Source organism: Corynebacterium sp. MSK158, from assembly GCF_030229085.1.
GTDB lineage: Bacteria > Actinomycetota > Actinomycetes > Mycobacteriales > Mycobacteriaceae > Corynebacterium.
The window spans coordinates 128,888-141,493 of record NZ_JASPHJ010000003.1; the positions used below are offsets into that span (position 1 = coordinate 128,888).

A 12,606-nucleotide genomic window follows, 5' to 3' on the forward strand; every position below is an offset into this window, starting at 1 on the left:
AGGCAGCGGCGCTCACGGCGCCCTTGACTCACAGACGCCGGAATAGCACAAGGCCCGCTTCCAATCTCCCCGGGCCTTCCCTACTGAGTGCTGGCAGCACATTCAGTGGGGACGGCGGGAGCGGAAGCGGGCCTTGAGACGGCGGCGATTAGTCGCGCGGAACCTCGACCTCTTCGTAGGCCTGGATGATGTCGCCTACCTGGATATCCGGGTAAGAGAGCACCATACCGCACTCGTAGCCGGCCTTGATCTCGGTTGCGTCGTCCTTTTCGTGACGCAGGGACTCAATCTTGGCGTCGGCAGTGATGACGTTGTTATCGCGCAGCAGGCGAACCTTGCCGTTGCGGACAACCTTGCCCTCGGTAACCATGCAGCCGGCGATGGTACCCACCGCGGAGGACTTGAACAGGGCGCGGATTTCGGCCGCACCGGTGTCGCGTTCCTCGTAAATCGGCTTGAGCATGCCCTTGAGCGCAGCCTCGACCTCTTCGATGGCCTTGTAGATGATCGTGTAGTAACGAATATCCACGCCCTCTTGGGTGGCCATCTCCGTCGCCTTGCCTTCCGCACGAGTGTTGAAGGCAATAATGACGGCGTCGGAAGCCGCTGCGAGAGAGACGTTGGTCTCGGTCACAGCACCCACACCACGGTCGATGATGTTGAGCTCGACTTCGTCCTCGGTCTTGATATCCAGCAGGGCGTCTTCCAGTGCCTCGACGGAACCGGCATTGTCGCCCTTGAGGATGAGGTTGAGGGTCGAAGTCTCCTGCAATACCTTGTCCAGATCCTCCAGGGAGACGCGCTTGCGCTGCTTGGCCTGCAGGGCAGAGCGCTTGCGGGCGTCACGCTGGTTGGCAATCTGGCGGGCAACGCGGTCGTCTTCCACCACGAGCAGATTATCGCCTGCACCCGGCACACCGGACAGACCCTGGACCTGCACCGGACGGGATGGGCCCGCCTCTTCGACGTCTTCGCCGAACTCATCGAGCATGCGGCGGACACGGCCGTGCGCATCGCCAACGACGATGGAGTCACCCACGTGCAAGGTACCGCGCTGAACTATGACCGTTGCCACCGGACCGCGACCGCGGTCCAGGTGAGCCTCAATGGCCACGCCCTGTGCGTCCATGTCTGGGTTAGCGGTCAGCTCCAAGGCCGCATCCGCGGTGAGGATGACCGACTCAAGCAGCTGGTCAATGTTCTTGCCCTGCTTCGCGGAGATATCCACGAACATGGTGTCGCCGCCGTACTCTTCCGGAACCAGGCCGTACTCGGTGAGCTGGCCACGGATCTTATCCGGCTGAGCTTCCGGCTTATCCACCTTGTTCACGGCCACGACGACCGGAATATCGGCAGCCTTGGCGTGGTTGATGGCCTCCACGGTCTGTGGCATGACGCCGTCATCGGCAGCAACCACGAGGATGGCCAAGTCAGTGGACTTAGCACCGCGGGCACGCATGGCGGTAAAGGCCTCGTGACCCGGGGTATCCAGGAAGGTGATGGTGCGCTCGCCGTCCACGTCCACCGTGGTCTGGTAGGCACCAATGCCCTGGGTGATGCCGCCTTCCTCGCGGGCACCCTCGTTGGTCTTACGAATGGCGTCCAACAGGCGGGTCTTACCGTGGTCAACGTGACCCATAACGGAGACGACTGGAGGACGATTCTCCAATGCTTCCTCGCCGCCTTCGTCCTCGCCGAACTTCAGGTCGAAGGACTCGAGCAGCTCGCGGTCCTCGTCCTCAGGGGAGACAACCTCGACGTTGTAGTTGATCTCGGAGCCGAGCAGCTGCAGCGTATCTTCCGATACGGAAGCGGTTGCCGTCACCATTTCACCGAGGTTGAACAGTGCCTGCACCAACGATGCTGGATCCGCACCGATTTTCTCGGCGAAGTCAGACAGGGATGCGCCACGACGCAGACGGACGGTCTGGCCCTTGCCGTCTGGCAAGCGCACGCCGCCTACGACATGCTTCTGCTGCTCCTCGTACTCATGGCGCTTCTGACGCTTGGACTTCTTGCCCTTACGTGGAGCGCCACCTGGACGGCCGAATGCACCCGCGGTGCCGCCGCGACGTCCGCCGCGTCCACCGCCGCGGAAACCGCCTGGACGGCCGCCACCTGGGCCACCGTGACCCGGTCCGCCGTGACCGCCGCGACCGCGGCCGCCACGTCCACCACCGCTCGGTGCCTTAGACGGCATCGACGCAGGGTTCGGGTGGGACGGCATCATGGCCGGGGATGGACGGCGACCGCCGCCACCCTGGTTATTGCCACCCTGGCGGTTATTTCCGCCCTCGTTCTGGCCGCCGCGCTTACCGCGGTTATCGCCTGGCTTATTTCCGCCACGCTGACCCTTGGAGCCACCTGGGCGCGGCCCCGGACGGTTGTCGCCACCACCCGTGGAGAACGGGTTATTGGCTACGCGACGGGAACCGCCTGGCTTCGGCATTGGACGAGGCATGGAATTGCCTGGGGTCGGACGCTCGCCCGACTTCTTGCCGCCAGCCTGGCCTGGTTTCGGTGCGCCCTGGCCAGGCTTCGGTGCGGCAGCCTTAGCACCAGGCTTCGGCGCCTGAGCACCCGGCTTCGGGGCAGCTGGCTTTGCACCGGGCTTAGCAGCACCCTGTCCCGGCTTCGGTGCGCCCTGGCCTGGCTTCGGTGCAGCGGCCTTCGCGCCTGGCTTTGGCGCCTCTGCGCCCGGCTTGGGGGCAGCAGATTTCGCACCCGGCTTAGGGGCGCTCGCCTTTGCGGTGCTCTTAGCGGCACCCTTGGCTGGCTTATTGTCTTGCTTCTTCTCGGCGGCGTCATCGCCGCCGGACTGTGCTTCATAATGTGCTCGCATCTTCTTAACCACCGGCGGTTCGATGGTGGAAGAAGCAGTCTTTACAAACTCACCCTGTTCCTTCAGGGTGGCGAGCAGTTCCTTGCTGGTTACTCCGAGCTGCTTTGCGAGCTCGTGAACACGTAGCTTTCCGGGCACTTGTCTCCTCTTGGTATCGACTAGGAGTCAAGGCCGCGGAAACTGGCCTGACCCCTAGTTAGGTGTATAGGACTTTCATCGCTGATGCTTCATCGTTGTGCGCTCATCAGTGTTCGGTCTTCCTTTGTAACTCTGGTTCGTACGAATCTAACGCGGCGTTTTCCGCGCTAGGTACCTGTCCGCTATGCGCTTCCAAGTACTGCCGTACCTGACCTGTGTCCACGGGTGCGGACGTGCGAAGCGCGCGCTTGAAGGCGCGTTTGCGCTCCGCCAGCTCGAGTGCAGAAAGTGTGGGGCTAATCCACGCCCCGCGGCCGGGAAGCCGGCGGTGTGGATCTGCTACCAGACGGCGGCCGTGCGGATCATCGCGGTCGATGACCACCCGTAACAAGTCCGTATCTGGCAGGCGGCGGCGAGTGGCGATACAAGTCCGGAGTCTTTGCCTCTCAGACATTCAACTCCTTACTTTTCGCGTCGCCAATATGCCCCCAATCTGCAACTGGGCCGTTTACTAGCCTACGCTACAAAAGCGCAGATCCTTAATTAGCGTCAGCGTCCGAGTGAATATCAATCTTCCAGCCGGTCAAACGGGCAGCTAGACGGGCATTCTGCCCCTCTTTACCAATAGCCAGGGACAGCTGGTAATCCGGCACCACCACGCGCGCGATTTGCGCCTCGTTGTCTACCACGGTGACCTTGACCACCTTCGAGGGGGCCAGTGCATTGCCTACGTAGACCGTGGGATCCTCGCTGAAGTCGATGATGTCAATCTTTTCACCACCGAGCTGGCGCATGATGTTATTGACGCGCTGACCGCGCGGGCCGATGCAGGCTCCCTTTGCGTTCAGGCCCTTGGCATGGCCCACAACGGCCACCTTGGAGCGGTGTCCCGCCTCGCGGGCGATGGCAATCATTTCCACGGTGCCATCGGCAACCTCTGGAACTTCGAGCTCGAAAAGGCCACGCACCAGCTCGGGGTGGGTGCGGGAGAGATTGATCTGTACTTGGGCGCCATTGCGGTTAACGCCTACGACATAGGCCTTGATGCGGTCACCGTGCTCGAGCTTTTCTCCCGGAATCTGCTCGGCCGGCAGCAAGATGCCGTCTTGGGACTCCAGCTCAGAGCCCAGCTGGACCACGACGATTCCGCGGGCATTAGCGCGCGCATCGCGCTGAACGATGCCGCTGACAACGCGGCCGGTAAGCTCCGAGTAGGAATCGTAGGTGCGCTCTGCCTCGGCCTCGCGCAACTTGCGCAGGATGGCCTCGCGCACGGCCTGCGCGCCCACACGTCCAAAGTTTTCCGGGGTGTCATCATATTCGGTGGTTACTTCCCCAGTTTCTGGGTCGCGCTCCGAGACAATGACGCTGACCGCACCGGTGGTGGCGTCGATATCGACGCGGGACTTGGCGCCTTCTACCTTGCCGCCAGCATTGGACTCGCGGTAATCCAGGTAGGAATACAACAAGGCACCCGCAATCGCTTCCAGCAAGTCCTTTACGGGGACATTGCGCTCGGATTCGATGGTACGAAGTGCCTGTAGATCAATATTCACTTGTCATTCCTCTCGGTTGCCGGTTAGTTCTCGGCTTCTTCAAACGTCTTTCGCACTGCCTCTAGCTCCTGTTCGGACGGCTGTGCAAACTCAATTTCTACCACTGCCCGGGCAATGTTTTCCAATCGTTCGGCGCGCGCCTGCACGTCCTTTTTGCTTGCCGTGATGAGGATTACGGCATCGGCGGCGTCGTTAAGCGCGCCAATGCGCGCCGATTGAGTCTTGCCATCGCCAAGGTCAAAGGAGACCTTGCGCCCCCGATTGCGGCGCCAGTGGCGCGGGGCGGTGAGCGGCAAGTCCACGCCGGGGGTGGAGACCTCCAAGGTATAGCCGGCGCCGAAGTTCAGCTCTCCTTGCGCTTCCTTGTCATCAAAGAAGGCAGAAATCTCGTTGGAAACTTCCTCCAACACATCGGAGCTAGGGCGCTTATCACCATCAATACGGATAATGACCTGGGATTTCTTTCCCGCCTTGGTGGTTTTAATGTCTTCTACGTCCAATCCCCGCTCAGCCAATTTGGGTTGCAGGAGATCGGTCAATTGTTGTGCATCTGGGAAAGCCATGTGCACTAGCCTACGTGCTACGGGGTACAGTCTTTTGCGTGAACCGCCGACGTATAGCTTTAACCCTCGTAGCCACAACCGCCACCCTGCCCGCCTTGGCTGGGTGCCAAGCGGTTGATTCCGTCGTCGACTATTTTGGCCCGCGGCCAGAAAGCAGGCTGCTGGCGCTTGCCGACGCCGCCGCCACCGACGCCTTGTCCCTCAGCGGCGTCGATGACCATGCCGCAGGGCTGCGCAGCTCCCAGGCAGATGCCCTGTATGCCGAAATTACGCGGCTATGCGGCACGGATGATGCCGGCAATCCCCCACGCTCCTGCGAGGTAGAGCGCCCTACCGAGGCCAATCACGCCGCAGACTCTGGCGAAATTATGGAAAATGCCGCCTCCGCTACCACCGAGGCCGCCGATGAGGTCACCGTTGAATCGCGCACCCTAGTTACCGAGCAGGCCATCGCGCTCAATGCCTGGCTGCCTGGCGATGCCCCCGATATCCCCGAGCTTTCCCAACCGGAGCAAAAAAGCGCTGCCGATCTCCTGAGCTGGGAGTATGAGCAGGTATACGGTCTAGATTTCGCCCGCGCCTACGTTGGCCCCGAGCACGAGGACAAGGTGGATCATCGCCTCGCTGTTCATCATCGCCGCATCGACGCCCTCCAGGGCGCACTTGCCCGCTACGGCAACACTCCGCAGCCGGAGCCGGCTTATACCTCCGGAGAGCAAGAACTGCCCCACGATTCTGCTTCCGCCCTGGCCTTTATCGATGGCCTTGCCGCACACGACGGCCGCAAGTGGTCCGCTGCCGCTACGAGTGCAGCGCAAGAAGAATCCCCGGATCAGGAATGGGTTACTTGGCTCATTGGCATCGCGGCGGAGTCCCACGGAATGCGATAAGACAGGCTGACCGCCTGTAAATCCCCTGAACACCAGTCAGCGAAATTGCAGCGACCTTTACGGCATAATGCATTGCTTTCACTCCGCAAGCGTGCGTAGGTTGGGTCACCATGAGCTTGCAGGAGATTCCGCAAGCTAAACAGACACAAAGAGAAGGAGTTTCCTCTCAATGCGTTCTAAGAAGACCATGTTGACCGTATCCGCCGCAGCTCTCGGCCTTGCTGGCTTGGCCGCGCCTGCCGCTACCGCCGCGCCGGCTAGCGCCTGGGATCAGGTAGCCGCCTGCGAGTCCGGCGGTGATTGGCACATCAATACCGGAAACGGTTACCAGGGTGGCCTGCAGTTCAACCCGCAGACCTGGGCTGCCAATGGCGGCACCCAGTACGCCCCGACCGCTGACCAGGCAACCCGCGAGCAGCAGATTGCCGTGGCCGAAAGCGTCCTAGCCACCCAGGGTGCTGGCGCCTGGCCCAACTGCGGCGGCCCCGTCGCTGGCTAGTTTTAGCCTCGGCATTTAACACGAAACCGGCCTCCTCCCCATCCCGCGAAACCCCGCGGAGTAAGGGAGGAGGCCGGTTTTGTGCTTGACCTAGCTGGCTAGCATGCAACCAAGGCGGCTTTAGGCCTCATGCTTGGCGATATTCCAGGCATACATCATCAACAGCACCTGCAGCGGCTGGCGGATGATGTGGTAGAGCTTCTTTGGCCACCCTGCCTTGCGTTCAATCCAGGCGTGGTACATATTGGCCGGCCACACCGCAGCAAAGAGCGCGAGTGCGGAAGCACCGCCGAAGCCGCGGGTGGCGCGGCGGCGAAGCAAAGCACCGGTGGCAATCTCCCACAGGCCCGAAGCAAAGTTATAGAACCGGGCAGGGCCTGGCAGTTGCGGCGGGACAATGGATTCGAAAGTCTTCGGCTTCACAAAGTGCAGTACGCCCATTGCTGAAAGCACCGTGGAAAGCCCATTCTTTTGAAAGTTCATGCCTTCCACGGTACCCCGCCGCGCAGAGTTGAGTCTTATTTAGCCACGCACGAGCTCGAGGATCTTGTCCACGATGTCCTCGGCTGGAACCTCGAGGGTCTCACCACCGCGGATGCGCAGCTCAATCTTGCCTTCCTTGAAGGCACGGCCCAAGATGGCCACGAAGGGCATGCCCAGGAGCTCTGCATCCTTGAACTTCACACCTGGGGAGACCTTTGGGCGGTCATCGAAGAGCACCTCAAGCCCCTTGGCAGATAGCTCCTCTACCAGCTTGTCGCCGGCCTCCATGGCGGCGGCGTCCTTATTGGCCACGGCTACGTGTACCTGGTACGGCGCAACAGCTACTGGCCAGTTTAGGCCCTTGTCATCGTGGCGCTGCTCGGCCAGAACAGCCAGCATGCGGGTAATGCCAATGCCATAGGATCCCATGGTAGGAACGGCACGCTTGCCGTTCTCATCCAAGATTTGCACGTCAAAGGCCTCGGTGTATTTGCGGCCCAGCTGGAAGATATGGCCGAGCTCAATGCCGCGCTCCAAGGTCAAGGTGCCCTGGTTATCAGGAGCCAGGTCGCCTTCTTTAACCTCTGCGGCCTCAATGAACTCATCCACGGTGAAATCGCGGCCGGCCACGCAGCCCACCACGTGGCGCTCGCTCGCATCGGCGCCGGTAATCCATGCCGTACCCTTGACCACGCGCGGATCGGCCAGGACCTTGATGCCATTGGCGTTCAATGCACGCGGGCCCACATAGCCCTTGACTAGGAAGTCATTGTCTGCAAAGTCCTTGTCCCCGGCCAACTCAAACTCCACCGGCTCGAGTGCGGCCTCAAGGCGCTTCTCATCCAGCTCGCGGTCGCCAGGGATGAGAACCGCCGCCAACTCGGACTCGCGCTCTTCGCTCTCAGCGGCCGGGTGGAAGAGCTTGACCATCATGCACTTGAGCGTGTCTGCCGCGGTAACCTCGCGGCCATCGACGGTAATACCGGCGCCCTGGGCCCACTCGACCAGCTTCTCAATGGTCTCTGCTCCCGGGGTGTCATACTCCTGTGCCTCTGGCTGGCCCTCAATATCCTTCTCCGCCGGTGCTGGGGTCACCACGGCCTCGACATTGGCAGCGTAGTCGCCCTTGGTGGAGCGCACGAAGGTATCCTCGCCCACCTCAGAGACGGCGAGGAACTCCTCGGAGGCGGAGCCGCCCATGGCACCAGAGGTGGCCTTACAGATGGCGTAATCGATCTCTAGGCGGTTGAAGATATTTTGATACGCCTTGCGGTGGCGGCCGTAGGACTCGTCCAAGCCCTCATCGGTCATGTCGAAGGAGTAGGAATCCTTCATCGTGAATTCGCGGCCACGCAGCACACCAGCGCGGGGGCGCTCCTCATCGCGGTACTTGGTCTGAATCTGATACAGCGTGACCGGGAAATCCTTATAGGAGGAGTACATATCCTTGACCGCGCTGGCAAACATTTCCTCGTGGGTAGGACCAAGCAGCATATCTGCGTTCTTGCGGTCCTTGAGGCGGAAGAGGTTATCGCCGTATTCAACCCAGCGGTTGGTCTTTTCATAAGGCTCGCGCGGCAGCAAAGCAGGAAAGAGCATCTCCTGGCCGCCGATGGCGTCCATTTCCTGACGGACTACATCTTCAATCTTGCGCAGGGTGCGCAGACCCAACGGCAGCCAGGTATATACGCCCGGCGCGACGCGGCGTACATAGCCGGCGCGTACGAGCAGCTTGTGGCTAGGGACCTCGGCATCGGCGGGGTCCTCACGAAGGGTTCGGAGAAATAGTTCAGAAAGGCGGGTAATCATGCACAAAAATATACCCCGCTACCCTGTATATATGCTCATTATCCTCCCTCCTTCAGAAACTAAGGCTCACGGCGGTACGGGACAGCCCCTTGACTTCAGCCAGCTGTCCTTCCCGCAATTGCATGCCACCCGGCAAGAAATTGCCGCTGAGCTGCAGTCTCTTCCGGTAGACGAGGCCATGGAGGTACTCAAGCTTTCGGAAAAGCTGCGTGGTGAGGCCGAATCCAATCAGGGGCTTTTTACCACCCCCACCATGCCGGCGGTGTTGCGTTATACCGGCGTGCTTTTTGATGCCTTGGATGCCCCTTCCCTGCCCACGTGGGATCGGCTTGCTATTGGCGACGCCCTCTTTGGCGTCCTCCGCGCCAGCGACCCCATTCCGCATTACCGGCTCTCGGGTGGCACGAAGCTGGGTGAACGGACCATGAAGTCGCGCTGGGGCAAGCAGATTACGCAGGCGCTCGAGGAGGTAGATGAGCTAATTGTCGATCTGCGCTCGGGCACTTACCAGCAGCTCGGCCGCGTAAAGGATGCGGTAACGGTACGGGTGGAAAGCGTGCAGGACGATGGATCGCGCAAGGTGGTCAGCCACTTCAATAAGCACTACAAGGGCCTATTAGCCCGCGAGTTAGCGCTCTCGCCTGCTGACGCCTATAGCGCCGCCGACGTTGCCGCCATCGTGCGCGCCGCGGGTATGACCGTTGAGGAGCCGGGGCCGGGGTCGAGTGAGCTTACGCTCGTCGTCAAGCGCTAAGCCCGCCGCAAACTATTCAGCACAGCTTGGCTAGCGCAGCTGTGGGTTATACAGCAGGCTATTGCGCTGTACCGAACATTCGGTAGCCACGCGGATCGAGCGGGCAACATGCCCGGACTCGCGCAGGGGATAAAGCTGGCTTACTACCCTATCGCGCAGGCCCCAGGGCGAGATGGTGTTGAGGTAAATCTTGGTGCCGCCTTCGAATCCGGCAAGGGTAGAAATGCGCAGCTTGATGAGAATGCGCCATGGCTGAGCGACGTCGACATCGGCAGGCTTGTGGTGCCATTCCTCATTGCAGGGAACCTCGCGGCCCACTGCGGCGTGGGCGGCGTGAACAAGGTCGCTCATGGCGCGTATTTCCTCTTCTGACTGCCACCACGGCTCACAAGTCGCGGACTTGGAATAGACCTCCAAGGTGGGATAGCGGTGCCCAAAGCCGGCGAAGAGAACGGCATGGTCATTTTCCGCAACGATGAGGTTGCGGCTAGCGGCATAGTCCACCGCCCACTCGTTGTACATGTTCATATTGCTGCGCAGCATCTGTACCTCCCGGTGGGAGGCCATGCCGCGGTCATCAATGGCAACAAGTTGCTTGTGCAAGTGCTCAAAGGAGGCGCCGGCTGGCTGCAGCCAGTTTTGGAAGGCCACCACATAGGGGGCGTAGCGGTTGCGCTCGTAGAGGTCCCGCATGGCATCGATAGTCAGCTGCATAAAGAGCAGGTGCTCTTCAGCGCTGAGGGTGCCAGAGGACACTAGCTGTGAATCATCCTGCGCACCACGCTCAAAATGGCGTCCGGCCACGATGACGTCGTGGCCACCTGCGAAAAAGCCCGTCGCCTGTTCTATAAGTTCCTCTTCGCTTGCCTCGGGCAGGTGCGCTGCCTTGCGCTTCGTGCGCACGATCTTGAGCACATGTTCCCGGCCGGCAGGATCGGCAAGGTAGTTGTCCATGCGTTGGCGGGTCTCAGCATCCATGTCGAAGCCGTAGTTGGCGTGCCAGTAGTCATAGGAGACGATTTCAAACAGATTGGGAATGCGGCGAAAGGCCGGAACGGTGTGGCCGTATTCGCTCAAAGGCAATCCACGCACAATCCCGCCGGATGGCAGGATGCGGGCCTTTTCCGGCGGGGTATCAGTCATGCGCCCTGAGCAAAAGGCGCAGCGGTGGGTGAAGTCTTCTTCATGCAGAGGCTGCGGGTTAGCCACCGGTGTGGACAGGGGGCGGTTGCCGCGGCCCGGCACGGTCCACACCTCGGTCCCGGAGAACGGGTTGACCTGCTTGACCGTGCCATCCCGCATGGTCTGGATGGGTTCTATGCGGGCAAAAAGTGCATCACTCATGCCCACCAGCGTAGCTAGTTCTGGGCGCTATTTGGCGACAGACCGGCGGCGGGATACTACGCACGCGCCGCCGACGCAGACTGCCAGCGTTACGCCCAGAATCAAAGCAGACACAGCGCGGGAATGATCCAAGGGACCTGAATCGCTACCCACGACCAAGGTCTGCATATTGACGAAGGGCAGGCAGCTCAACAACGTTTCTGCCCACGAGGCGTCAAATGCCATAAGCGCAGTTTCAAGGACAAAGAATTCCACCACTAGGATCATCGCGGCAAATGTGCCGCTACGCAAGAGGTAAGCCAACCCCATAGCCAGCAGGCTAAAGCCGGCCCATTCCAGGTAAGCAAACACTACTCGGTTGCAGTCCGGCCACTGATAAAAGCTCGCGAAGTTGATATCGCCGCCGAATGCTGCAATCAGCAAGGTTCCCACAGCCATGCCCAGCGTGGCCGCAAGCAAGAGTGATACCAAGATGACAACGAATTGGCTAAGCACTATGCCAACGCGGCGATTGGAGGAAAGATAAGACCATGCAACGGTTCCCTTTCCCAGGTCACCTCCGACCATCATCGCGGATGCAAAGATCATCACCACCATGGCGAGTTCACTAGCTGATAAGACATCACTGGATTGAAACTTGCCGTCCGCGGTGCCGTTGAAGTCATAGCCCCAGGCCGTAAGCACGCCGCCGGCGGCCATGCCGAGTGCCACGATGGCGAGGTAGACCCAGGTAGAGCGCAGGGAAAAGAGTTTGCGGGATTCTGAAACCACAGTATTCATAGAAATCTGTCCTTAAAGGTTGGGTTGTGCGTTTAGGCGGAGCGGTAGGCCACGTGGTCGGCGGTCGCGCCGAGGTAGGCTTCTTCCAGAGAGGGCTGTTTGCGTTCCAAGCTGGAGATAAGAATGCGGTTATCCAGGCAGATGCGGCCGATGTCGGAGCCTTCGAGGCCGCGCACGCGCAGGACTTCACCGTCAAAGGAGGTTTCCGCATCGGTGCCGTGCAATAGGCGCAGGAGTTCATCGGGCTGGTCAACGATGACTTCGAGGCTTGCGCCTCCCGTGCCGTTGACGAACTCTTCCACGGTGCCCTCGCCCAGCAGCTTGCCTTTGCCGATGACTACGAGGCGGTCGGCGGTGAGCTGCATTTCCGAAAGTAAGTGGGAGGAAACCAGCACGGAGCAACCGGCCTCAGCGAATTCACGGATACGGGCACGCATCCAGTGCACGCCTTCGGGGTCGAGGCCGTTGACGGGTTCGTCGAGAAGCAAGTGCTTCGGCTCGCCGATGAGCGCACAAGCAAGGCCCAGGCGCTGCTTCATGCCTAGCGAATAGCCGCCCACGCGCTTAGTGGCTACCTGGGTAAGGCCGACGCGGTCCAGGGTGTCATCCACGTGGTTCATGGACACGCCCTGCAACGCGGCCATGTAGCCCAGGTGAGCACGGGCGCTGCGGCCCGGGTGAAACCAGTTGGCATCCAGCAAGGTGCCCACCGTGGTAGCGGGATTGGATAGTTCGCGGAAAGGCGTGCCATCAAAAGTCGCGGTGCCGGAAGTCGGATTCTCCAACCCCACGCACATGCGCATGGTGGTGGATTTGCCAGAACCATTCGGTCCGAGGAAGCCGGTGACTTGACCGTCTGGAACCTCAAAGGAGAGGTCATCTACTGCTTTAAAGGAACGGAAATTCTTGGAAAGGTGTGAAACTTTGAGCATGGTTTCCATCGTGCCG

12 protein-coding genes are annotated in these 12,606 nt (G+C 60.7%); 3 read left to right on the top strand and 9 right to left on the bottom strand.

Annotated features, from left to right (window positions below; all coding sequences use genetic code 11):
* Positions 1-148 precede the first annotated feature (148 nt).
* The 4 genes from infB to rimP form a co-directional block, all read right to left on the bottom strand.
* Positions 149-2,980: a translation initiation factor IF-2 gene (infB, locus tag QP915_RS03870; protein ID WP_284768139.1), complete on the bottom strand. Its 2,832-nt coding sequence runs from the start codon at positions 2,978-2,980 to the stop codon at positions 149-151.
* 106 nt (positions 2,981-3,086) lie between these two features.
* Positions 3,087-3,434, bottom strand: a complete 348-nt coding sequence (locus QP915_RS03875) for a YlxR family protein (protein WP_284765860.1) — start codon at positions 3,432-3,434, stop codon at positions 3,087-3,089.
* Positions 3,435-3,519: 85 nt separating this feature from the next.
* Positions 3,520-4,536, bottom strand: a complete 1,017-nt coding sequence (nusA, locus tag QP915_RS03880) for a transcription termination factor NusA (protein ID WP_198491606.1) — start codon at positions 4,534-4,536, stop codon at positions 3,520-3,522.
* A 23-nt stretch (positions 4,537-4,559) separates the two neighbouring features.
* Complete coding sequence (rimP, locus tag QP915_RS03885) at positions 4,560-5,099, bottom strand: ribosome maturation factor RimP (protein WP_005325182.1); 540 nt, start codon at positions 5,097-5,099, stop codon at positions 4,560-4,562.
* Positions 5,100-5,137: 38 nt separating this feature from the next.
* On the opposite strand from rimP, the gene QP915_RS03890 reads away from it, so the two are divergent.
* Together QP915_RS03890 and QP915_RS03895 are read left to right on the top strand one after the other, a co-directional pair.
* On the top strand, positions 5,138-5,989 hold the full coding sequence (locus tag QP915_RS03890; protein WP_284768141.1) for a DUF4439 domain-containing protein: 852 nt from the start codon (positions 5,138-5,140) through the stop codon (positions 5,987-5,989).
* 169 nt (positions 5,990-6,158) lie between these two features.
* Complete coding sequence (locus tag QP915_RS03895) at positions 6,159-6,488, top strand: transglycosylase family protein (protein ID WP_049377454.1); 330 nt, start codon at positions 6,159-6,161, stop codon at positions 6,486-6,488.
* Between the two features lie 120 nt (positions 6,489-6,608).
* Here QP915_RS03895 and QP915_RS03900 read toward each other — a convergent pair whose 3' ends face one another.
* Together QP915_RS03900 and QP915_RS03905 are read right to left on the bottom strand one after the other, a co-directional pair.
* Positions 6,609-6,971 (bottom strand): DoxX family protein, encoded by a 363-nt coding sequence (locus tag QP915_RS03900; RefSeq protein ID WP_034668463.1) that lies wholly within the window; start codon positions 6,969-6,971, stop codon positions 6,609-6,611.
* Positions 6,972-7,010: 39 nt separating this feature from the next.
* Positions 7,011-8,780: a proline--tRNA ligase gene (locus QP915_RS03905; protein WP_284768143.1), complete on the bottom strand. Its 1,770-nt coding sequence runs from the start codon at positions 8,778-8,780 to the stop codon at positions 7,011-7,013.
* A 31-nt stretch (positions 8,781-8,811) separates the two neighbouring features.
* Here QP915_RS03905 and yaaA point away from each other — a divergent pair, with 31 nt between their 5' ends.
* A complete protein-coding gene (gene yaaA / locus QP915_RS03910; RefSeq protein ID WP_284768145.1) occupies positions 8,812-9,534 on the top strand; it encodes a peroxide stress protein YaaA in 723 nt (240 codons plus the stop codon).
* Positions 9,535-9,564: 30 nt separating this feature from the next.
* Here yaaA and QP915_RS03915 read toward each other — a convergent pair whose 3' ends face one another.
* The 3 genes from QP915_RS03915 to QP915_RS03925 are packed head-to-tail and all read right to left on the bottom strand — an operon-like array spanning position 9,565 to position 12,590.
* Complete coding sequence (locus tag QP915_RS03915) at positions 9,565-10,878, bottom strand: DUF4921 family protein (protein WP_284768146.1); 1,314 nt, start codon at positions 10,876-10,878, stop codon at positions 9,565-9,567.
* 27 nt (positions 10,879-10,905) lie between these two features.
* Positions 10,906-11,658, bottom strand: a complete 753-nt coding sequence (locus QP915_RS03920) for an ABC transporter permease (RefSeq protein WP_284765853.1) — start codon at positions 11,656-11,658, stop codon at positions 10,906-10,908.
* A gap of 32 nt (positions 11,659-11,690) precedes the next feature.
* Positions 11,691-12,590 (bottom strand): ABC transporter ATP-binding protein, encoded by a 900-nt coding sequence (locus QP915_RS03925; protein ID WP_284768148.1) that lies wholly within the window; start codon positions 12,588-12,590, stop codon positions 11,691-11,693.
* Between the last annotated feature and the right edge of the window lie 16 nt (positions 12,591-12,606).